This is a genomic window from Kocuria flava, assembly GCF_001482365.1.
Lineage (GTDB): Bacteria > Actinomycetota > Actinomycetes > Actinomycetales > Micrococcaceae > Kocuria > Kocuria flava.
Genome location: NZ_CP013254.1, coordinates 2,852,214 through 2,874,453, shown reverse-complemented (window position 1 = coordinate 2,874,453; position 22,240 = coordinate 2,852,214). Strand labels below are relative to the sequence as shown.

Genomic DNA, 22,240 nt, shown 5'->3' with positions numbered 1-22,240 from the left:
CGCACCGTTGCCTCCGACCGAAAGGCGTTCCCGTGAGCACCGTGTTCACCAAGATCATCGACGGCGAGATCCCCGGCCGCTTCGTGTGGCGCGACGAGCGCGCCGTGGCGTTCCTGTCCATCGACCCGCTCGCGCAGGGCCACACCCTGGTGGTCCCGCGCGAGGAGATCGACCACTGGATCGACCTGCCCGAGGACCTCGCCCTGCACCTGATGGCCGTCTCGCGCACCATCGGCCGGGCCCTCGACGCCGTGTGGCGCCCCGCCCGCGTGGGGCAGATGATCCAGGGCTTCGAGGTGCCCCACACCCACGTGCACGTGTGGCCGGCGCAGTCGGTCGAGCAGTTCCAGTTCGCCAACGTGATCCGCGACCCGGACCCGGCCTGGATGGACGAGGCCGCCGAGCGCCTGCGCACCGCGCTGCGGGAGGCCGGGCACGGGGAGCACGTGCCCGGCGACTGACCCGCGGGAGCCCGGACGCCCGCCGCCCCCGGGAGGGGCGGGTGCCCGGGCCGTCCGGCCCCGGACGCCCGCCCGCCTCAGGCGCGGGCGGCGTCCAGGGCCTCCCTGAGGGCGCGTCGCACGCGCTTCTCCGAGACCGTCCGGGCGGTGCCCAGCTCCTGGGCGAACAGCGACACGCGCAGCTCCTCGATCAGCCAGCCGACCCGCCGCAGCTGCTCGGGCACGGGCGCGGCCGGCGGCAGCCGGGTCAGGGCGGCGTCGTAGTCGTCCTCGAGCTTCTGCACGAGCAGCAGGTTCGCGGTGTCGCGCTGCAGGTGCCCGCCGAGCTTCTCGAGACGCACCTCCATGGCGCGCACGTAGCGGGGCAGGTGCTGCAGCTGCGCCCAGCCGGTGGCCGCCACGAAGCCGGGGTGCACGAGGTGCTCCAGCTGGGCCTTGACGTCGTTGAGCGAGTTGACGGCGGCGAGCGAGGCCGAGCGCTTGAGCGTGCGCCGGACCCGCGCCGCGCCGGAGAGCACCTGCTCCACGACCGCGGTCACCTGGAAGACCGTGTCGATGAGCTCCGCGCGCACGTGCTCGTGGACCCGGTCGTACTCGGTGCGCGTGAACGGCGGGTCGGGAGGGACGAGCTTGTCGATCGCGGCCACCGTGCAGTCGGCGATCAGCTCCGTCACCGACCCGTGGGGGTTCTGGGCGAAGACGAGCTTCTCCTGATTGTTCAGGTGCTCCAGGACGTAGCGCTCGGGGGAGGGCAGGCTCCGCTGCAGCAGCGCGATCGTGCCGCGGCGCTGCGCGGCGTGCTGCTCGGCCGCCGAGGAGAGGATGCGCACGGCCACCGTGGGGGCCCCGCCCGCGGCGGCCTCCTCCGGGACCAGCGCCGGGTAGCCCGTGATGCGCTGGCCCGCGACGGTGGACTCCACGGTGCGCGGGAGGTCCTGCTCCGGCCACGCGGTCAGCCCCGAGCGCTCCAGGGCCGGGGGCGCCTGTTCCGGCGCGCGCGGCGCCGCGGCGGCCCGCCCGGAGGGGTCCTTCCGCCCGGGCGGTCTCGTCCGGCCGGCCCGCGTCCCGGCGGGGCCCGCCGGCCCGGCCGGCACCGCGCCGAGGGACTCGGCCAGGGCCGCGCGGATCTCGTCGCGCAGCCCGGCCCGCAGCGCCTCCAGGTCCTCGCCCTCGCCGAGCACCCGGTTGCGGCGGTCGCGGACCTGGAAGCGCACCCGCAGGTGCGCCGGGACGGCCTCCCAGTCCCAGGACCCGGGCGGGACCACGTGCCCCTGCATCCGGCGCAGGACCAGCTCGAGGGAGGGCTCGAGCGCGTCCGTCGCCGGGTCGAAGTCGGCGGCGAGCGCCTCGACGGCCCGGCGGGCCACGTCGGGGGCCGGCACGAAGTGGCGGCGCACGGCCTTGGGCAGGGACCGGATGAGGGCGGTGACGAGCTCGGCGCGCAGGCCCGGCACGTGCCAGCGGAACGGCTCCGGGTCCAGCTGGTTCAGGAACAGCACCGGCACCCGCACGGTCACGCCGTCGGCCTGCTCCGCGCCGGGGGCGAACTCGTAGTCGAGGTCCAGCACGAGCTCGCCGTCCCGGGTGCGCTGCACCCACTGGCGCGGGTAGAGCGACTCGTCGTAGTCGCGGGCGTCCTCGGCGATCAGCTGCTCGGGGTCCAGGTCCAGCAGGTGCTCGTCCTTCGACCGGGCCTTGCGCCACCACGCGTCGAAGTGCCGGGCCGAGACCACGGACTCGGGCACCCGCTGGTCGTAGAAGGCGAACAGCGCCTCGTCGTCGATCCGCAGGTCCTTGCGGCGCAGCCGGTTCTCGAGCTCCTCGACCTCGGCCAGGCGCGCCCGGTTGCGGGCGAAGAACCGGTGGCGGGTCTGCCAGTCGCCCTCCACGAGGGCGTGGCGCAGGAACAGCTCCCGCGCCCCGGCGGGGTCCACGCGCCAGTACTGGATCCGGCGCCGGGCGACGATCGGCACTCCGTAGAGGGTGACCTTCTCCCAGGCCAGCACGGAGCCCTGCGCCCGGGACCAGTGCGGCTCCGAGACGGAGCGCTTGATCAGCCCCGGGGCCAGCTCCTCGGCCCACAGCGGGTCGATCACGGCGTTGACGCGGGCCCACAGCCGGGAGGTCTCCACCAGCTCGGCGGACATCACCCAGTCCGGGGACCTCTTGAACAGGTTGGAGCCCGGGAAGATCGCGAAGCGGGTGCCGCGGGCGCCCTGGTACTCCCGGCGGCGCTCGTCCTTGAGCCCGATGTGGCTGAGCAGCCCGGAGAGCAGGGAGACGTGGATCTCCCGCTCCTTGCCGACGGGGTCCACCTCGCGGCCCTTGCCGACCCGGATGCCGGCCTGCTGGCCCATCTGGCGCAGCTGGGCGTAGAGGTCCTGCCACTCGCGGATCCGCAGGAAGTTCAGGTGCTCCCGCTGGCACAGCTTCCGGAACCGGGTCGAGGACAGCTCCTCCTGCTGCTCCTGGACGTAGCGCCACAGCAGCAGGAAGCTCGTGAAGTCGGAGTTCTCGTCGACGAAGCGCTTGTGGGCCTCGTCGGCCTGCTGGCGCTTCTCGAGGGGACGCTCGCGGGGGTCCTGCACGGTGAGGGCCGCGGCGAGGACCATGACCTCCCGGGCGCAGCCACGCCGGTCGGCCTCGACGATCATCCGCCCCAGCCGCGGGTCCACCGGCAGCTGCGCGAGCTGGCGGCCCACGGCCGTGAGCGGGCCGCGGCGCGCGTCGTCGTCCCCGGCGCCCCGCCGGGGACGGCCGGGGGCGCCGGCCCGCGGGTCATCGAGGGCGCCGAGCTCGCGCAGCAGGGCCACGCCGTCCTTCACCGCCCGGGACTCGGGCGGCTCCACGAAGGGGAAGCGCTCGATGTCCCCGGGCTCGTTGACGACCCCCACCGAGGTCATCTGCAGGATGACGGCGGCCAGGTTGGTGCGCAGGATCTCCGGGTCCGTGAACTCGGGCCGGGACAGGTAGTCCTCCTCCGAGTACAGGCGGATGCAGATGCCGTCGGACACGCGCCCGCAGCGGCCCGCGCGCTGGTCGGCCGAGGCGCGGGAGATCCGCTCGATGGGCAGGCGCTGGACCTTGGTGCGCGCCGAGTACCGGGAGATGCGGGCGGTGCCGGGGTCGATCACGTACTTGATGCCCGGGACGGTCAGGGACGTCTCCGCGACGTTGGTGGCCAGCACGATCCGCCGCCGCCCCGAGGGCGCGAAGACGCGGTGCTGCTCGGCCATCGACAGCCGGCCGAACAGGGGCAGGATCTCGGCCTCGGCCATCCGCGGGATCCGCTTCAGCGCCCCCTGGAGGGCCTCCTGCGCGTCGCGGATCTCCCGCTCCCCGGCGAAGAACACGAGGATGTCCCCGGGTGCCTCGCGGGAGAGCTCCTCGACGGCGTCGCAGACCGCGTCGATGGGGTCCCGGTCCTCGTCCTCCAGGCCGTCGCCGGCGTCCTCGGCGTCGGCCCCGCCGTCCCCTGAGCGCGGCTCGGACAGCGGCCGCCAGCGGATCTCCACGGGGTAGGTGCGCCCGGAGACCTCGATGACGGGCGCGGGCTCGGGCTCGCCCCCGGGCTCCTCCGGGGTGCCGGGCCGCTCGGCGGGCCCGACCGGGTCCGGGGCGCCCGGGGCGAAGTGCCGGGCGAAGCGCTCCGGGTCGATCGTGGCCGAGGTGATGATCACCTTCAGGTCGGGCCGGCGCGGCAGGATGCGCCGCAGGTAGCCCAGCAGGAAGTCGATGTTCAGCGAGCGCTCGTGGGCCTCGTCGATGATGATCGCCGAGTAGCGGCGCAGCAGCCGGTCGTGCTGGATCTCGGCGAGCAGGATGCCGTCGGTCATCAGCTTGATCCGCGAGTCCTGCCCCACCTCGGAGGTGAAGCGCACCTGGTAGCCCACGGTGGCGCCGACCTTCTCGCCGAGCTCGGCGGCGATCCGCTCGGCCACCGAGCGGGCGGCGAGGCGCCGGGGCTGGGTGTGTCCGATCAGACCCCGCTCGCCCAGGCCCAGCTCCAGGCACATCTTGGGGATCTGCGTGGTCTTGCCCGAGCCGGTCTCCCCGGCGATCACGACCACCTGGTGGTCGGTGATCGCGCGCATGATGTCCTCCCGGCGCGCGGAGACGGGGAGGTCCTCAGGGTAGACGACGGCGCGGGTGCGGGGCGGGGATGCTGTCATGGCCCCCCGATCCTACCGGGACGGGGCCGCCGCGGGCCGCCCGGCGGACGCCAGCGGCCGGCGGGCCCCTCCGGGTGGACGGTGCGGGGTGCCGCGGCGGCCCGCGGGCCCGGATTGTCCGCTCTTGTGAGCTGTCTCTCATTTCCTCCCGAACGACGGGTAACATCCATCGCATCACCCTTTTCGAGAAAGGAACCACCATGAAGCGACTGTTCCCGTTGACAGCGGCGCTCACCTCCTCGGCCCTGCTGCTCACCGCGTGCGGCGGCTCGGAGGGCGGCTCGGAGGCCTCCGGCGGGGGCGCCGAGGAGGCCACCGTCGGGATCAGCCAGTTCGTGGAGCACCCCTCGCTCGACGCAGCGCGCGAGGGCTTCGTGGCGGCGCTCGAGGAGGGCGGCTACACGGAGGGCGAGAACCTCACCCTCGACGTCCAGAACGCGTCCGGCGACCAGGGGACCTCGACCAACATCGCGTCGAACTTCGCGAACTCCGACGCCGACCTGGTCCTGGCCATCGCGACCCCCTCCGCGCAGGGCGTCGCCCAGTCCGTGACCGACAAGCCGGTGCTGTTCACGGCGGTGACCGACCCGGTGGAGGCGGGCCTCGTCGAGTCCCTCGAGTCCCCGGGCGGCAACGTCACGGGCACGACCGACATGAACCCGGTGGCCGAGCAGATCGCCCTGATCAAGCAGCTCGACCCGGAGGCCACCTCCGTGGGCATCATCTACAGCTCCGGCGAGACCAACTCGCAGGTCCAGGTCGAGATGGCCAAGGAGGCGGCCGCCGAGGAGGGCCTCGAGGTCGTCGAGAAGGCCGTGACCAACACCTCCGAGGTCGCCCAGGCCGCCGAGTCCTTCGACACCGACGCCATCTACGTCCCGACCGACAACAAGGTCGTCGCCGGGCTCGAGGCCGTCATCTCCGCCGCCGAGGCGAAGAAGATCCCGCTGATCGCGGGCGAGGGCGACTCCGTGGAGCGCGGTGCCCTCGTGACCCAGGGCATCGACTACGAGAAGCTCGGCCGCCAGACCGGCGAGATGGCCCTGCGCATCCTCCAGGACGGCGAGGACCCCGCGTCCATGCCCGTCGAGTCCCAGGAGGACACCCAGCTGATCGTCAACCTCAAGGCCGCGGAGCGCATGGGCGTCGAGGTGCCCCAGCAGATGCGCGAGAACGCCGACCAGGTCATCGAGTAGGCCCCGGAGGGCCCCGCCGGTCGGGGCCCTCCGGCGCCGGCCGGGGCCCCGACGGCCCCGGCGCGCCGGGCCCCCACCCGGGACCCGGCGCCCCGGCGGGCGGAGCCCGCACCGCTCCGCCCGGCCCGGGCCGCCGCACCCGGCCGGCCCGCACGTCCCACCGACCAGAACGGATCCACCAGAAGTGATAGCCGGAATCGAACTCGGACTGCTGTACGCGGTCATGGCACTCGGCGTGTACCTCACGTTCCGGGTGCTCGACTTCCCCGACCTGACCGTCGACCAGTCCTTCACCACGGGCGCCGCCACGACGGCGATGATCATCCTCGGCGGGGGCAACCCGTGGCTGGCCACCGCCGCCGGCTTCGTCACCGGTGCGCTCGCGGGGCTGATCACGGGGCTGCTGCACACCAAGGCCCACATCAACGGCCTGCTCGCCGGCATCCTCACGATGACCGCGCTGTACTCGATCAACCTGCGCGTGATGGACGGGCGGGCGAACCTGTCCCTGCTGCGCGAGGACACCGTCTTCACCCCGCTCGCGGAGATGGGCATCACGGGCACGTGGCTGGGGATCGGCCTGTTCCTGCTCGGGGTGGCCGTGGTCAAGGTCGTCCTCGACTGGTTCCTCTACACCGACGCCGGCCTCGCCATGCAGGCCACCGGCGACAACCCGGACATGATCCGCTCCTTCGGGGTCAACACCGACCACCAGAAGATCCTCGGGCTGTGCCTGTCCAACGGCCTCGTGGGCCTGGCGGGCTCGCTCGTGGCCCAGTACCAGGGCTTCGCCGACATCGGCATGGGCATCGGCCTGATCGTCGTCGGCCTCGCCTCGGTGATCCTCGGGCAGGGCCTGTTCGGCTCGCGCACGGTGGTCATCGCGACCCTCGCGGTCGTCCTCGGCTCGGTCGTCTACCGCCTCGTCATCACCGTGGCGCTGGAGGCCGGCCTGAACCCCTCCGACATGAAGCTGATCTCCGCGGTGCTGGTGGTCCTGGCGCTCGTGGTCCCGCAGCTGCAGTTCTTCCGCAAGCGCCGGGAGAAGCACATGGCCAGCCAGGCCGCGCAGCTCGTCGACGACCTCACCGACACCCCCGCGACCACGAAGGCAGGTGCGTGACCCGTGCTCACCATCGACAACGTCCACAAGACGTTCTTCGCCGGGACCGTCAACGAGCGCCGCGCCCTCGCGGGCGTCTCGCTGCGCCTCGAGGAGGGCGACTTCCTCACCGTCATCGGCTCCAACGGCGCCGGGAAGTCCACGATCCTCAACACCATCTCGGGCACCCTCATCCCGGACTCCGGGACCGTGCGCGTCGACGACCACGACGTCACCCGGCTGCCGGAGCACAAGCGGGCCCGCTACCTCTCCCGCGTGTTCCAGGACCCCATGAAGGGCTCGTCGCCGACCATGACGGTCGAGCAGAACATGGCCATCGCCTACCAGCGCGGCAAGTCCCGCGGCCTCGTGCCCGGGCTCACCGGCGCCCGGCGCACGCTGTTCCGGGAGAAGCTCGCGAGCCTCGAGCTGGGCCTCGAGAACCGCCTCGGCGCGAAGGTCGGGCTGCTCTCGGGCGGCCAGCGCCAGGCGCTGTCCCTGCTGATGGCGACCTTCTCGGAGCCGCGGATCCTGCTGCTGGACGAGCACACCGCGGCCCTGGATCCCCAGCGTGCGGACCTCGTCTCCCGGCTCACGGGGGAGATCGTGGCCGAGCAGGGCCTGACCACGGTGATGGTCACCCACAACATGGAGCAGGCGCTGCGGCTGGGCAACCGGCTGATCATGATGCACGAGGGCCGGATCCTCTTCGAGCTGGACGACGAGCAGAAGCGCTCGATGACCGTGCCGGGGCTGCTCGAGCAGTTCCGCCGGCTCCAGCCGGGGGCGGGCCAGGACGCCTTCGACGACGCTACGCTGTTCGAGAGCGTCAAGACCGACGACGGCCGCTGAGCGCGGCCAGCAGGACCCCGGCGGCGGGGCGGACCGGTCACGGTCCGCCCCGCCGCCGCGTCCGCCCCGACCCGTCCCGCCAGGAGAGCCCCACCGTGCCGCACCGTACCGACCCGCACCGCGCCCGCCGACGCCGCAGGGGAGGGGCGATGCTCGCGGCGGGCGTGGTCGCGCTGTTCGCGGCGACGTTCACCGTGCCGGAGGCGATCATCCACCTGGCCCGCGCCACCGCCGAGGACCCGGTGCCCCTGGGCCCCCGCGCCGTGACGGTCACCGTGCTCGCCGTGGTGTTCCTGGTCGGGGGCGGGCTGCTGACCATCGTGGCGTTCAACCGCCGCCGCGCCACCGAGGAGCCGCACCCGGAGGACCTCGCCGACGACGCCGAGTTCGGCGACGCCCCCCTGCGCCCCTTCGACCCGGACCGCTTCCGCCACCGCCCGGGCCGGGCCGCCGACGACGACGGGGCCTGAGCCGGTCCGGAACGCTCCCGCCCCCGCGACGTCCGCGCGGCAGCGGGGCGCCCGCGGGCCTACACTGCGGAGCATGAACGATCAGTCTGCTGACGGAGCCGGTCTCCGGCGCCGCATCACCGGCCCGCTCCTGTTCCTGTTCATCCTCGGCGACGTCCTGGGCGCCGGCGTCTACGCCCTCGTGGGCGCCATCGCCGGGGAGGTCGGCGGGGTGACGTGGGCGCCCATGCTGCTGGCCCTGCTGCTGGCCCTGCTCACCGCCGCGTCCTACGCCGAGCTCGTCACCAAGTACCCCCGCGCGGGCGGGGCCGCCGTGTTCGCCGCCCGCGCCTTCGGCTCGCAGACCGTGTCCTACCTCGTGGGCTTCTGCATGCTCGCCGCCGGCATCGTCAGCGCCTCCGCCCTCGCGCTCGCCTTCAGCGGCGACTACCTCGCGGCGTTCGTCGAGGTCCCGCCCGCGCTCGGGGCCGTGGTGTTCCTCCTGGCGGTCGCGGCGCTCAACGCCCGCGGGATCAAGGAGTCCCTGCGCGCGAACGTCGTCATGACGGCCGTGGAGGTCTCGGGTCTGGTCCTCGTCGTCGTGGCGGTGGCGCTGCTGGTCGGGGCGGGCGGCGGCGACCTCGGCCGGGCCGTGCGCTTCGGGGAGGGCGTCGACCCGCTGACCGGGGTGCTGGGTGCGGCGCTGCTCGCCTACTACTCCTTCGTGGGGTTCGAGACCTCGGCGAACGTCGCCGAGGAGATCCGCGACCCCTCGCGGGTGTACCCGCGGGCGCTGTTCGGCGCGCTCGTGGCGGCCGGGGTCATGTACGTCCTGGTGGGCACGGCCGCCTCGGTCGCGCTGCCCGCGCAGGAGCTGGGAGCCTCGAGCGCGCCGCTGCTGGACGTGGTCGCGGCCACCGGCGTGCCCGTCCCGCCGTGGCTGTTCAGCCTCCTGGCCCTCGTCGCCGTCGCCAACGGCGCGCTGCTCACCATGATCATGGCCAGCCGCCTCACCTACGGCATGGCCGCGGAGGGGCTCTTCCCCGCGGTGCTCGGCCGGGTCCTGCCCGGTCGCGGCACCCCCTGGGTCGCGATCGCCGCGACCACGGCGGCCGCGGTCCTGCTGACCCTCACGGGCGGGGTCGTGGTCCTCGCGGAGACGGTCGTGCTGCTGCTCGTGGTCTTCCTCAGCACCAACACGGCCGTGCTCGTGCTGCGCCGGGACGCGGTGGCCCACCGCCACTTCCGCGTGTGGGCGCCGGTGCCTGTGCTCGCCGTCCTGTCGTGCCTGGTGCTGCTCACCCAGCTGGAGGCCGCCGTGTGGCTGCGCGGCGGCGTCGTCCTCGCCGTCGGGGTCCTGCTCCACGTCCTGGGACGGCGCAGCGGGCGGAGGGCGCCGGCCGCCGACCGGGCGGCCGCCCGGCGCGGATGAGACCCCGGGCCCCCGGCGCAGCCCCCGGTCCCGGAGGCCAGGGGAGCGGGCGCCCGGGCGGGCCGGTCCGGCGACGGGCCCGCACCCACGGGCGCGGGTGCGGACCCGTCGCCGGTGCCCCGGAGCGGCGTTCCGGGGCGCGACGAAGGGCCCGGACCCACGTCCGTGGGTCCGGGCCCTGCCGATGTCCTGAGACATCGCACCGGTGCCCGCGACAGGATTCGAACCTACGACCTTCTGCTCCGGAGGCAGACGCTCTATCCACTGAGCTACGCGGGCGTTCCACCGCTGTGGGCGATGAACCTCGAGAATCCTAGCAGGTTTCCCGGCCGCCGCGCGCCGGGCCCCGCACAGGGCCCGGCGGCCGGGGCGCGCGGGCCGCCGTGGCCGCACGGTTACACTGTCCGGGTGACTCCAGAAGAACTCTCTCTCGCCGTGTCCGCATGCCTGCAGGACGCCGTGGCGGAGGGCGCGCTCGCGCTCGCCGACGGCGCCGAGCTGCCGGAGGTGCGCATCGAGCGGCCGAAGAACCGGGAGCACGGGGACTGGGCCACCAACGTCGCGATGCAGCTGGCCAAGAAGGTCGGGCGTGCCCCCCGCGAGGTCGCCGGCGTCGTCCAGGAGCGGCTGAGCACCACGCCCGGCGTCGCCGCCGTGGACGTGGCCGGGCCCGGCTTCCTGAACATCACCCTCGACGCCGCGGCGGCCGGCGGGCTCGCCCGCACGGTCGTGGAGCAGGGCGAGGCCTTCGGCCGCTCCGGCGCCCTGGCCGGCACGCGCATCAACCTCGAGTTCGTCTCCGCCAACCCCACCGGCCCCGTCCACCTGGGCGGCACCCGCTGGGCCGCGGTGGGCGACTCCCTCGCCCGCGTGCTCGAGGCCCAGGGGGCCTCCGTGGTGCGCGAGTACTACTTCAACGATGCCGGGGCCCAGATCGACCGCTTCGCCCGCTCCCTGCTGGCCCGGGCCAAGGGCGAGCCGGCCCCCGAGGACGGCTACGGCGGGGAGTACGTCACCGAGATCGCCGAGCGCGTGGTCGCGGAGAACCCCGGGATCCTCGACTCCGGCGACCCGCAGGAGGCCTTCCGGGCCGCGGGCGTCGAGCTGATGTTCGCCGAGATCAAGTCCTCCCTGCACGAGTTCGGCGTCGACTTCGACGTCTACTTCCACGAGCAGTCCCTGTTCGACTCCGGCGCCGTCGAGGGCCTGCTCGAGCAGCTGAAGACCTCCGGCTCCCTCTACTTCGCCGACGGCGCGTGGTGGCTGCGCTCCACCGCCTTCGGCGACGACAAGGACCGGGTCGTGATCAAGTCCGACGGCGACGCCGCCTACATCGCCGGGGACATCGCCTACTTCAAGGACAAGCGCGAGCGCGGCGCCGACCTGTGCATCTACATGCTCGGCGCGGACCACCACGGCTACGTGGCCCGGCTCAAGGCGGCCGCCGCGGCCCTCGGCGACTCGCCCGAGCGGGTCGAGGTGCTCATCGGGCAGATGGTCAACCTCGTCAAGGACGGCGTGCCCGTGCGGATGTCCAAGCGCGCCGGCACCGTCGTCACCATGGAGGACCTCGTCGAGGCCGTCGGCGTGGACGCGGCCCGCTACTCGCTGACCCGCTACTCGGTGGACTCCAACATCGACATCGACCTGGACCTGCTGACCCGCCGCTCCAACGAGAACCCGGTCTTCTACGTCCAGTACGCCCACGCCCGCACCTGCGCGGTCGGGCGCAACGCCGCCGCCGCCGGCGTCGCGCGCACGGACGCGTCCGGGGAGCCCGTCTTCGACGCCGCCCTGCTGGACCACCCGCTGGAGGGCGAGCTGCTGGCCGCCCTGGGGCAGTACCCCTCGGTGCTGGCCCAGGCCGCCGAGTTCCGCGAGCCGCACCGCGTGGCCCGCCACCTCGAGGTGGTCGCCGGCACCTACCACCGCTGGTACGACGCCTGCCGCGTCGCCCCCCAGGGCGACGCCGAGGTGACCGACCTGCACCGCACCCGGCTGTGGCTCAACGACGCCGCCCGCCAGGTGCTCGCCAACGGCCTGGGCCTGCTCGGCGTCGGCGCCCCGGAGCGGATGTGAGCGCCGCGGCCGCCGGGGACGCGCAGCGCCGCACCGGCAACCCGCTGGCGCCCGCCTGGCTGAGCGTCCCGCAGGACCTCGCCGCCCTGGACCCCGCGATCTGGCCGGAGGACTTCGGCCGCGACGCCGCGGGCCGGCTCACCGTCGGGGGGATCCCCGCCGACGAGCTGGTCGGGCGCTGGGGCAGCCCGCTCTACGTGTACTCGGAGGACGCCTTCCGCCGGCGCGCCCGGCAGTTCCGCGACGCCTTCGCCGAGGCCTTCGCCCCGCTGGGCGCCGAGGTCTCCGTCTACTACGCGGGCAAGTCCTTCCTGACCACCGAGGTCGTGCGCTGGGTGCGCGAGGAGGGCCTGAACGTGGACACCGCCTCCGGCGGGGAGCTGGCCGTGGCCCTGCGCGGGGGCATGCCCCCGGAGCGGATCGCGCTGCACGGCAACAACAAGTCCGCCGCCGAGATCGTGCGGGCCCTCGAGGCCGGGATCGGGCGGATCGTCGTGGACTCCCTCGCCGAGATCGAGCTCGTGGGCCGGCTGGCCCGCGGCCTCGGCGTCGTCGCCCCGGTGATGATCCGGGTGACCCCGGGCGTGCACGCCTCGACCCACGAGTTCATCGCCACCGCCCACGAGGACCAGAAGTTCGGGCTCTCGCTGGCCGCGCCCGAGGACGGCGGGGACAGCCCCGCCCTGCAGGCCGTGGCCGCGTGCACCGCCGACCCCGCCCTGGACCTGCGCGGGCTGCACTGCCACATCGGCTCCCAGATCTTCGACGCGGAGGGCTTCGGCCTCGCCGCCGAGCGGGTGCTGGCGCTCGCGGCCGAGGCCGCCGAGCGCTTCGGCACCGAGCTGCCCGAGCTCGACCTCGGCGGCGGCTACGGCATCGCCTACACCGAGGCCGACGACCCCCGTCCGGCCCGCGAGATCGCCGAGTCCCTGGCCGGGAAGGTCGCCGCCGCCGCCCGGGCGCTCGGCACCGCCGTCCCGCACCTGTCGATCGAGCCCGGCCGGGCGATCTCCGGGCCCAGCGGCTGCACCCTCTACACCGTCGGCACCCTCAAGACCGTCGCCGTCGAACCGGGGGCGCAGCGCCGCTACGTCTCCGTGGACGGCGGGATGAGCGACAACGCCCGGCCGGTGCTCTACGGCGCCGACTACACGGCCGTGCTCGCCGGGCGTCCCGCCGCGGCCGGGCCGGTGCTCTCCCGCGTGGTGGGCAAGCACTGCGAGTCCGGCGACGTCGTGGTGCGCGACGTCTACCTCCCCGAGGACCTCGCCGCCGGAGACGTCCTCGCGGTGCCCGCCACGGGCGCCTACTGCTGGGCCCTGTCCAGCAACTACAACTGGGTCCCCCGCCCGCCCGTGGTGGCCGTGCGCACCGAGGGCGAGCAGCCCGGCGCGCGGCTGATCGTGCGGGGCGAGACCGAGGACGACCTGCTGGCCCGCGACCTGGGAGCCTGAGTGAGCGACACCACCCCCGAGACCACCCGACCCGAGACCGACCCGGCGGCCGCCGGGCGCACCGTGCGCGTCGCCCTGCTGGGCGCCGGCAACGTCGGCGCCGAGGTCGCCCGCACCCTGCTGGACCACGGCGGCGAGTTCGCCGCCCGCGTCGGCGCCCCGGTGGAGCTGGCCGGCATCGCCGTGCGCGACGTCAACGCCCGCCGCACCGTGGAGCTGCCCGCCGAGCTGTTCACCACCGACGCGGAGGCGCTGATCGACGCCGCCGACGTGGTGATCGAGCTGACCGGCGGCATCGAGCCCGCCCGCAGCCGCATCCTGCGCGCCCTGCACGCCGGCAAGCCGGTGGTCTCCGGCAACAAGGCGCTCATCGCCCGCCACGGGCGGCAGCTGCAGGACGCCGCCGACGCCGCGGGCGTGCCGCTGTCCTACGAGGCGGCCGTGGCCGGGGCCATCCCCATCGTGCGGCCCATGCGCGACTCCCTCGCCGGGGACCGGGTGGACCGGGTGCTGGGCATCATGAACGGCACGACCAACTACGTCCTCGACCAGATGGACACCACGGGCGCGAGCTTCGGCGACGCCCTCGCGGAGGCCCAGCACCTGGGCTACGCCGAGGCCGACCCGACCGCCGACGTCGAGGGCCACGACGCCGCGGCCAAGGCCGCGATCCTCGCCTCGATCGCCTTCCACTCCACCTTCACGATCGACGACGTCTACTGCCGCGGGATCACCGGGGTCACCGCCGAGGACGTCGCCGCCGCCCGCGAGGCCGGCTACGTCATCAAGCTGCTGGCGATCTGCGAGCGCTGCCCGGGCGGGGTCAACCTGCGCGTGGTACCGACCATGATCCGCCGCGACCACCCGCTGGCGGGCGTGCACGGGGCCTACAACGCCGTGTTCGTCGAGGCGGCCAACGCCGGCTCCCTGATGTTCTACGGCGCCGGCGCCGGCGGGGCCCCGACGGCCTCGGCCGTGCTCGGGGACTTCGTCTCGGCGGCGCGCCGGCTCGTGCTCGGCGGCCCGGCCCAGGTCGCGGAGCCGCACGCGCAGCTGCCGGCCGTGCCCATGGACGACGTGCGCACGAGCTTCTCCATCACGCTCACCGTCCAGGACCGGCTGGGCGTGCTCGCCCGGATCGCCCAGGTCTTCGCCGACCACGGGGTCTCGATCCTCACCATGCAGCAGACCGACCACCCCGGCGGGGCCCCCGACCTCGCGCAGATCCGCCTCGTGACCCACCGCGGCGCCAACAAGGACCTCGTGGCCACGGTGGACGCCCTCGGCGAGCTGGCCTTCGTCGAGGAGGTCGCCGGCGTGATCCGCGTCGAGCACGCCGACTGAGCACCCGCGCCGGTCCGCCCGGCGCCCGCGGCCCGGCCCGCCGCCGGCCGGACCGCCCCGTCCCATCCGCAGCAGCCCACAGGAGAGTTCGAGCACATGGCACACGTCTGGCAGGGCGTCATCAACGAGTACCGCGACCGGCTGCCGGTCACGGAGTCGACCGACGTCGTCACGATGGGGGAGGGCGGGACCCCGCTGATCCGGGCCCGGGCCCTCTCCGAGCTGACCGGCTGCACGGTCTGGCTGAAGTTCGAGGGGATGAACCCCACCGGCTCCTTCAAGGACCGCGGGATGACCATGGCCATCACCAAGGCCAAGGAGGAGGGCGCCGAGGCGGTCGTGTGCGCGTCGACCGGCAACACCTCCGCCTCCGCGGCCGCCTACGCGAAGCAGGCCGGTCTCACGTGCGCGGTGCTCGTGCCCGAGGGCCGGATCGCGATGGGCAAGCTCTCCCAGGCCGTGGCCCACGGCGCGGACATCATCCAGGTGGACGGCAACTTCGACAACTGCCTCGAGGTCGCGCGCAAGCTCGCCGAGTCCTACCCGGTCTTCCTCGTGAACTCCGTGAACCCCTACCGCATCGAGGGGCAGAAGACCGCGGCCTTCGAGGTCGTGGACACCCTCGGCGACGCCCCCGACCTGCACGTGCTGCCCGTGGGCAACGCGGGCAACATCACGGCGTACTGGAAGGGCTACCAGGAGTACGCCCGCCCGTGGACCGCGCCCTCCGGCGAGGAGCTGCCCGCCGTGTCGACGCGGCTGCCGGTGATGTGGGGCTTCCAGGCCGAGGGTGCCGCGCCGCTGGTGCTGGGGCACCCGGTGACCGAGCCGGACACCATCGCCACGGCCATCCGGATCGGCAACCCGGCCTCGTGGGACTCCGCCGTCGCCGCGCGCGAGGAGTCCGGCGGGCTCATCGGGGCGGTCTCCGACGACGAGATCCTCACCGCCCACCGCTGGCTCTCCGCGAAGGAGGGCGTGTTCGTGGAGCCGGGCTCGGCCGCGGGCGTGGCCGGGGTGCTGCAGAAGCACGCCGCGGGGGAGCTGGCGGCCGGGCAGACGGTCGTGATCACCGTGACCGGCCACGGCCTCAAGGACCCGCAGTGGGCGATCAAGGCCGCCGAGCGGGAGGACCCCTCCCTCGTCGAGCCGCGCCGCGTGCCCTTCGACGTGGTCTCCGTCGCCGACGCCCTCGGCCTGGAGTAGGCAGGGCATGGGCTCGGAGCTGTTCGAGATCGGCCGGCGGGTCGCGGTGACCGTGCCGGCCTCCACGGGCAACGTGGGTCCGGGCTACGACAGCCTCGGCCTGGCGCTGGCCCACCACGACGAGCTCGCCGTGACCGTGCTCGAGGGCGGCCTCGAGTTCGCGCTGCACGGCGAGGGCTCCGAGGCCGTGCCGCGCGACGCCGGGCACCTCGTGGTGCGGGCGATGCGGGCCGCCTTCCGGGCGGCCGGGGTCGAGGAGATGCCGGGGCTGCGCCTGGAGGCCCGCAACCGCATCCCGCACGGGCGCGGCATGGGCTCGAGCGCCTCCGCCGTCGTCGCCGGCGTGCTCGCCGCCGAGGCCCTGCTGCCGCCGGAGCGCGCCCTCGGGCCGCGGCGGGTGCTGCAGGTGGCCGCGGCCATGGAGGGCCACCCGGACAACGTGGCCCCCTCCCTCTACGGCGGGCTCGTCATCTCGTGGGCCGACGGCGAGGGGTGGTCCAGCGCCCCCGTGGCCGTGCACGAGGACGTCGTGCCGGTCGTCGCGATCCCCGACTACGAGGTCCCCACCCGGCTGGCCCGGTCGCTGCTGCCGGCACAGGTCCCGCACCACGACGCGGCCGTCAACGCCGGTCGCGCCGCCCTGCTCGTGGAGGCGATGACCCGCCGCCCCGAGCTGCTGCTGCCCGCCACCGAGGACCGTCTCCACCAGCCCTACCGGGCGGCCGCGATGCCGCCCAGCGCACGGCTCGTCCAAGGTCTGCGCGAGCGGGGGCTGCCCGCCGTCGTCTCCGGGGCCGGGCCCACCGTGCTGGTGCTCGCCGCCGGGACCGGTGCGGCCGCGGAGGCGGAGCGGGCGGTGGCCGAGCTGACGGCCCCCGACGCCGGCTCCGTCGCGTGGCGTGTCCTGCGCCTGCGCGTCGACGGGCAGGGTGCTAAGCTGGAGGAGCACCCGCAGCAGATCCAGGGGTAGGAGGCCGCGCACCGCGCGGCGAGGACGGCGGGCATCCCGAGGGGCCTCGCCCCGGGCAGATGACCGGCCCACCTCGTCTCCGCACCCCGGACTTCCGGTGACCTCCCGGCGACAGCGGATTCCTCGCTGCCGCCGGCACCTCCGGCCCGCACCACGACCGGTCGTGCACCGCATCCTCCGGGTGCCACCTGCTCGCCCAGGCCGCCGCGCCCCCGTGCGCCGCGCCGCAGGCGGCCCGCTCTCGCGGCCCGCCGGGAACCCCATCCACGGTCCTGGACTCTGAGATCCACGGACCCCCCACCGAGGGAGAAGGACACTTCGTGACCGAGACCACCGACCTTTCCACGGGTACGGACGAGACCACCGCCGATCCGCGCAGCGCCGGGCTGTCCGCGCTGAAGCTCGCGCAGCTGCAGGCCCTGGCCTCCCAGCTGGGCATCACCGGCGCCCGCCGGATGCGCAAGTCGCTGCTGGTGGACGCCATCGCGGCCCACCAGCGCGGCGGCGCGGTCGCCGACCGGGACAAGGCGGTCGAGGAGAAGATCGCCCGCACCGTCGAGAAGACCGCGGAGAAGACCGAGCCCCGCGCCGACGCCCCCGCGGAGACCGCCCCGGCCGCCGAGCAGCCCGCCCGCCGCTCGCGCTCCCGCAGGGTCGGCAGCGACGGCGTCGTCGCCGCCGGGGCGCCCGAGGCCCCGGCCGAGCGCACCCCGCAGGAGGCCCCGGACGGGCAGGCCGAGACCCGCGGCGAGCAGGCCGAGGACGGCGCCCAGGGGCCGCGCGGCGGCGAGGACCGCTCCGGCGGCGACCAGGACGGCGGCCGCGGGCGCGGCCGCGGCCGCGGCCGCGGCCAGAACGGCCAGGACCAGCAGGGCGGGCGCCAGGACAAGGGCGGCCAGGACCAGCAGGGCGGGCGCCAGGACAAGGGCGGGCAGGACCAGCAGGGCGGCCAGCAGCGCGCCAAGGGCCAGGACGCCCGCCAGGACAAGGGTGGCCAGGACGGCGAGGGCGGCAGCCGCCGCAGCCGGCGCAACCGCAACCGCAACGAGCGCGCCGAGCGCAACGACCGCGCCGAGCGCAACGAGCGCCGCAACCGCCGCGGCCGCGGCAGCGGCCCGGAGGTGGACGACACCGAGCTGACCGAGGACGACGTCCTGCTGCCCGTGGCCGGCATCCTGGACGTGCTCGACAACTACGCGTTCGTGCGCACCTCCGGGTACCTGCCGGGCCCCAACGACGTCTACGTCAGCCTCGCCCAGGTCAAGAAGCACAACCTGCGCAAGGGCGACGCCGTCGTCGGCGCGATCCGCGCCCCTCGCGAGGGCGAGCAGCAGAACAGCTCCCGGCAGAAGTTCAACGCGCTCGTGCAGCTGACCACGGTCAACGGCCGCACGCCCGAGGAGAACAAGGACCGGGTCGACTTCGGGAAGCTGATCCCGCTCTACCCGCAGGAGCGGCTGCGCCTGGAGACCGAGCCCAAGAAGATCGGCCCGCGCGTGGTCGACCTCGTGGCCCCGATCGGCAAGGGCCAGCGCGGCCTGATCGTCTCCCCGCCGAAGGCCGGCAAGACCCTCATGCTGCAGTCGATCGCCAACGCGATCACCACGAACAACCCCGAGGTCCACCTCATGATGGTGCTCGTCGACGAGCGCCCCGAGGAGGTCACGGACATGCAGCGCACCGTCAAGGGCGAGGTCATCGCCTCGACCTTCGACCGCCCCGCCGACGACCACACCACGGTCGCCGAGCTCGCGATCGAGCGCGCCAAGCGCCTCGTGGAGATGGGCATGGACGTCGTCGTGCTCCTGGACTCCATGACCCGCCTGGGCCGGGCCTACAACCTCTCCGCCCCGGCCTCCGGCCGGATCCTCTCCGGCGGCGTGGACTCCGCGGCGCTGTACCCGCCGAAGAAGTTCTTCGGCGCGGCGCGCAACATCGAGAACGGCGGCTCGCTGACCATCCTCGCGACCGCGCTCGTGGAGACCGGGTCCAAGATGGACGAGGTCATCTTCGAGGAGTTCAAGGGCACCGGCAACATGGAGCTGCGCCTGTCCCGCTCGCTCGCGGACAAGCGGATCTACCCGGCCGTGGACGTCAACTCCTCGGGCACCCGCCGCGAGGAGAACCTCCTGTCGCCGGAGGAGATCAAGATCATGTGGAAGCTGCGCCGCGTCCTCTCCGGGCTCGACCAGCAGCAGGCCCTCGAGCTGCTCACGAACAAGCTGCGGGACACCCAGTCCAACACCGAGTTCCTGCTGCAGGTCCAGAAGACCACGCTGTCGGTCAAGGCCGAGAACGACCGCTAGCACCCCGCCGCCGCCGCGGCCCCGCCCGGGAAGCCGGACGGGGCCGCGGCGGCGTCGTCGTGCCGGGACCCCGCCGGTCCCGGCCCCACCCGTCGCGTCCCCCAGGAGGAGCGTCCCATGCAGGACCCCATCCAGTCCCTGCTCGACGAGCACGCCGAGCTCCAGCAGCAGCTGGCCGACCCCGCGGTCCACGCCGACCAGGGGCGGGCGCGGCGGCTCGGGCGCCGCTACGCCGAGCTCAACGGCGTGCTCGAGGCCCACCGGCGCGTCGGGCGCCTCGAGGAGGACCTCGGCGCCGCCCGCGAGCTCGCCGCCGAGGAGCCCGAGTTCGCCGAGGAGATCCCCGCGCTCGAGGCCCAGCTCGACGAGGCCCGGGAGAAGCTGCGCCGGCTGCTGATCCCGCGGGACCCGGACGACGGGCGCAACGTGATCCTCGAGGTCAAGGCGGGGGAGGGCGGCGACGAGTCCGCCCTGTTCGCCGGGGACCTGCTGCGGATGTACGTCAAGTACGCCGAGTCCCGCGGCTGGAAGACGGAGATCATCTCCGCGACCGAGTCCGACCTCGGCGGCTACAAGGACGTCCAGCTCGCCGTGAAGTCCTCCGCCACGGACCCGGCCGAGGGCGTGTGGGCGCGGCTGAAGTACGAGGGTGGCGTGCACCGCGTCCAGCGGGTGCCGGTCACCGAGTCGCAGGGCCGGATCCACACCTCGGCCGCGGGCGTGCTCGTCTTCCCCGAGGTGGACGAGCCCGAGGAGGTCGAGATCAGCCAGAACGACCTGAAGATCGACGTCTACCGCTCCTCGGGCCCCGGCGGGCAGTCCGTGAACACCACGGACTCGGCCGTGCGCATCACCCACCTGCCCACGGGGATCGTGGTGGCCATGCAGAACGAGAAGTCGCAGCTGCAGAACCGGGAGGCCGCGATGCGCGTGCTGCGCGCCCGCCTGCTCGCCCACCAGCAGGAGCAGCTCGACGCCGAGAACGCCGCCGCCCGCCGCTCCCAGGTGCGCACCATGGACCGCTCCGAGCGGATCCGCACCTACAACTTCCCCGAGAACCGGATCAACGACCACCGCACCGGCTACAAGGCCTACAACCTCGACCATGTGATGGCCGGGGACCTCGAGCCCGTGGTGCGCTCGGCGATCGAGCTGGACGAGAAGGTCCGGCTCGAGGCCCTCGGCCGGCAGTCGGGCTGAGCGGGGGACGGTGGTGAGCAGGTCGCTGGGCCAGGCCGTGCGCTGGGCGGAGCAGGTCCTCGCCGAGGCGGGCGTCGAGTCCGCCCGCACGGACGCGCTGCTGCTGGCCGGGCACCTCCTGGGCCTGTCGCGGGGCGAGGTCGAGGCGCGCGCCGTGATCGGCGCCGACGAGCCGGCGGGCTACGCCGAGCTCGTCGCCCAGCGCGCCCGCCGCGTCCCCCTGCAGCACCTCACGGGGGTCGCCCACTTCCGCTACCTGAGCCTGGCCGTGGGCCCGGGCGTGTTCGTGCCCCGTCCCGAGACCGAGGTCGTCGTCCAGGCGGTCGTGGACGAGCTGCGCCGCCGGCTCGCCGAGGGGGTGCACCGTCCGCGGGTCGTGGACCTGGGCACCGGCTCCGGGGCGATCGCCGCCTCGGTCGCCCACGAGGTCCCGCAGGCCCGGGTGCACGCCGTCGAGCTGTCCGGGTCCGCCCACGCGTGGGCCGCCGAGAACCTGCGCGGCAGCCGCGCCGAGCTCGTGCGCGGGGACCTGCGCACGGCCTTCCCGGAGCTCGCCGGCCGCTGCGACGTCGTCGTCTCCAACCCGCCCTACATCCCCGCCGGGGCCGTGCCCCGGGAGCCCGAGGCCCGCGAGCACGACCCCGCCCTGGCCCTGTACGGGGGCGGGGAGGACGGGCTCGAGCTCCCGCGCGCGGCCGTGGCCTCCGCGGTGCGGCTGCTGCGCCCCGGCGGGTACTTCGTGATGGAGCACGCCGAGGTCCAGGCCGGGGCCGTCGCCCGGATCCTCACCGGGGCCGGGTTCACCGGGGTCACCGGCCACCAGGACCTGACCGGCCGCGACCGTGCCACCGCCGGGCGCCGCCCGGACGCCGCAACGGATGGGAGAATGAGCCCGTGAGCACCACCGTCTACGACTGCAGCAACGTCGCCGAGCGCGCCGCCGGCCTCAAGCACGCCGCCCGCGCCCTGGCCGCCGACGGGTGTGTCGTGCTGCCGACCGACACCGTCTACGGCATCGGCGCGGACGCGTTCTCCGCCCGCGGGGTCACCGGTCTGCTGGCCGCCAAGGGACGCACCCGCGCCATGCCCCCGCCCGTGCTCATCGCCCACGCCGGGGTCCTCGACGGGCTGGCCGACGAGGTCTCCGAGGACGCCCGGGCGCTCGCGCGCGCGTTCTGGCCCGGCGGGCTGACCCTGATCCTTCACGCGCAGCCCTCGCTGGGCTGGGACCTGGGGGAGACCCGGGGGACCGTCGCGCTGCGCGTGCCCGACGACGACGTGGCGCGGGCGCTGCTGATCGAGACCGGCCCCCTGGCCGTGTCCTCGGCCAACCGCACCGGCCGGCCCGCGGCGACCACCGCGGACGAGGCGGCCGCGATGCTGGGGGAGTCGGTCGAGCTCTACCTCGACGACGGCCCGCGCGGCGAGCCCGGCACCGACCCGGTCGCCTCCACCATCGTCGACTGCACGGGGGAGGCCCCGGTGGTCGTGCGCCACGGGGCGATCCCGCTCCAGCGGCTGCGGGAGGTCGTGCCCGCCGTGACGGCCGGCGATCCGCCCGCCGCCGGCCCGCAGCCCGGGGGCACCGGGTCGCACGCCGCGGACCCCGTCCCGGGGGAGGCCCCGGAGCCCGCGGCCGCCCCCGGCACGGACGGTGTCGGCGCGGACGGCACCGGCGCGGGAGGTGCCGGCCCCGCAGGCGGGGGACCGGCGCAGCCCGCCGGGACGACGGTCCCGGCGGGGGGTGCCGCGCCGCTGCGCGGGCCGGGACCGGCCGCGGCGGCCGAGGACCAGCACCTCGCCGCGACGCTCGTGGCCCGCTCCGCCGGGGCACCGGCGCCGGCCGTGGACCAGGACCGCGCCCGCCGCGGTCCGCAGGCCCCGGCGGGGCCGCAGCCGCCGCTGCCGGTCGAGGAGGCGGCGCGCCTGGTCGCCCGGGGGCTCGGCACGGACTGAACCGCTCCGGCCGGGGGACCGGCCGGGACCGGAGCCTCCACCCCGGGCGACCGCCCCGGGG

16 protein-coding genes and 1 tRNA gene are annotated in these 22,240 nt (G+C 74.7%); 15 read left to right on the top strand and 2 right to left on the bottom strand.

The window, feature by feature from the left end; genetic code table 11:
- Positions 1-32: 32 nt before the first annotated feature.
- Entirely contained in the window at positions 33-461 is a 429-nt protein-coding gene (locus tag AS188_RS12855; protein ID WP_058859183.1) for an HIT family protein, read from the top strand.
- A 77-nt stretch (positions 462-538) separates the two neighbouring features.
- Here the strand turns inward: AS188_RS12855 and hrpA are convergent, their stop codons facing one another.
- A complete protein-coding gene (hrpA, locus tag AS188_RS12850; RefSeq protein ID WP_058859182.1) occupies positions 539-4,633 on the bottom strand; it encodes an ATP-dependent RNA helicase HrpA in 4,095 nt (1,364 codons plus the stop codon).
- Positions 4,634-4,833: 200 nt separating this feature from the next.
- Here hrpA and AS188_RS12845 point away from each other — a divergent pair, with 200 nt between their 5' ends.
- The 5 genes from AS188_RS12845 (at position 4,834) to AS188_RS12825 (ending at position 9,664) form a co-directional block, all read left to right on the top strand.
- A complete protein-coding gene (locus AS188_RS12845; protein WP_058859181.1) occupies positions 4,834-5,829 on the top strand; it encodes an ABC transporter substrate-binding protein in 996 nt (331 codons plus the stop codon).
- A gap of 184 nt (positions 5,830-6,013) precedes the next feature.
- Complete coding sequence (locus AS188_RS12840; RefSeq protein WP_058859180.1) at positions 6,014-6,952, top strand: ABC transporter permease; 939 nt, start codon at positions 6,014-6,016, stop codon at positions 6,950-6,952.
- Positions 6,953-6,955: 3 nt separating this feature from the next.
- Positions 6,956-7,783 carry an ABC transporter ATP-binding protein gene (locus AS188_RS12835; RefSeq protein ID WP_058859179.1) on the top strand — a complete coding sequence of 276 codons (828 nt, stop codon included), beginning with the start codon at positions 6,956-6,958 and terminating at the stop codon, positions 7,781-7,783.
- Positions 7,784-7,878: 95 nt separating this feature from the next.
- The gene (locus AS188_RS12830) at positions 7,879-8,253 is read left to right on the top strand and encodes a hypothetical protein (RefSeq protein ID WP_147050670.1); all 375 of its coding nucleotides are present in this window, start codon (positions 7,879-7,881) and stop codon (positions 8,251-8,253) included.
- 73 nt (positions 8,254-8,326) lie between these two features.
- Positions 8,327-9,664 (top strand): APC family permease, encoded by a 1,338-nt coding sequence (locus AS188_RS12825; protein WP_058859177.1) that lies wholly within the window; start codon positions 8,327-8,329, stop codon positions 9,662-9,664.
- 206 nt (positions 9,665-9,870) lie between these two features.
- Here AS188_RS12825 and AS188_RS12820 read toward each other — a convergent pair.
- A tRNA-Arg gene (locus AS188_RS12820) sits at positions 9,871-9,943 on the bottom strand.
- 156 nt (positions 9,944-10,099) lie between these two features.
- On the opposite strand from AS188_RS12820, the gene argS reads away from it, so the two are divergent.
- The 9 genes from argS (at position 10,100) to AS188_RS16615 (ending at position 22,179) form a co-directional block, all read left to right on the top strand.
- A complete protein-coding gene (gene argS, locus AS188_RS12815) occupies positions 10,100-11,743 on the top strand; it encodes an arginine--tRNA ligase (RefSeq protein ID WP_162629134.1) in 1,644 nt (547 codons plus the stop codon).
- A complete protein-coding gene (gene lysA, locus AS188_RS12810; protein ID WP_058859175.1) occupies positions 11,740-13,197 on the top strand; it encodes a diaminopimelate decarboxylase in 1,458 nt (485 codons plus the stop codon). Before argS ends, lysA begins: the two co-directional genes overlap by 4 nt.
- Positions 13,198-14,541 (top strand): homoserine dehydrogenase, encoded by a 1,344-nt coding sequence (locus AS188_RS12805; protein WP_373865639.1) that lies wholly within the window; start codon positions 13,198-13,200, stop codon positions 14,539-14,541.
- Between the two features lie 96 nt (positions 14,542-14,637).
- The gene (thrC, locus tag AS188_RS12800; protein WP_058859174.1) at positions 14,638-15,747 is read left to right on the top strand and encodes a threonine synthase; all 1,110 of its coding nucleotides are present in this window, start codon (positions 14,638-14,640) and stop codon (positions 15,745-15,747) included.
- Positions 15,748-15,754: 7 nt separating this feature from the next.
- A complete protein-coding gene (gene thrB, locus AS188_RS12795; protein ID WP_058859173.1) occupies positions 15,755-16,717 on the top strand; it encodes a homoserine kinase in 963 nt (320 codons plus the stop codon).
- Positions 16,718-17,037: 320 nt separating this feature from the next.
- The gene (rho, locus tag AS188_RS12790) at positions 17,038-19,023 is read left to right on the top strand and encodes a transcription termination factor Rho (protein ID WP_058859172.1); all 1,986 of its coding nucleotides are present in this window, start codon (positions 17,038-17,040) and stop codon (positions 19,021-19,023) included.
- Positions 19,024-19,140: 117 nt separating this feature from the next.
- A complete protein-coding gene (gene prfA / locus AS188_RS12785) occupies positions 19,141-20,223 on the top strand; it encodes a peptide chain release factor 1 (protein WP_058859171.1) in 1,083 nt (360 codons plus the stop codon).
- Positions 20,224-20,236: 13 nt separating this feature from the next.
- Complete coding sequence (prmC, locus tag AS188_RS12780) at positions 20,237-21,121, top strand: peptide chain release factor N(5)-glutamine methyltransferase (RefSeq protein WP_058859170.1); 885 nt, start codon at positions 20,237-20,239, stop codon at positions 21,119-21,121.
- Positions 21,118-22,179, top strand: a complete 1,062-nt coding sequence (locus AS188_RS16615; RefSeq protein WP_083529449.1) for an L-threonylcarbamoyladenylate synthase — start codon at positions 21,118-21,120, stop codon at positions 22,177-22,179. The genes prmC and AS188_RS16615 overlap by 4 nt, the downstream gene beginning before the upstream one ends.
- Positions 22,180-22,240: the final 61 nt, after the last annotated feature.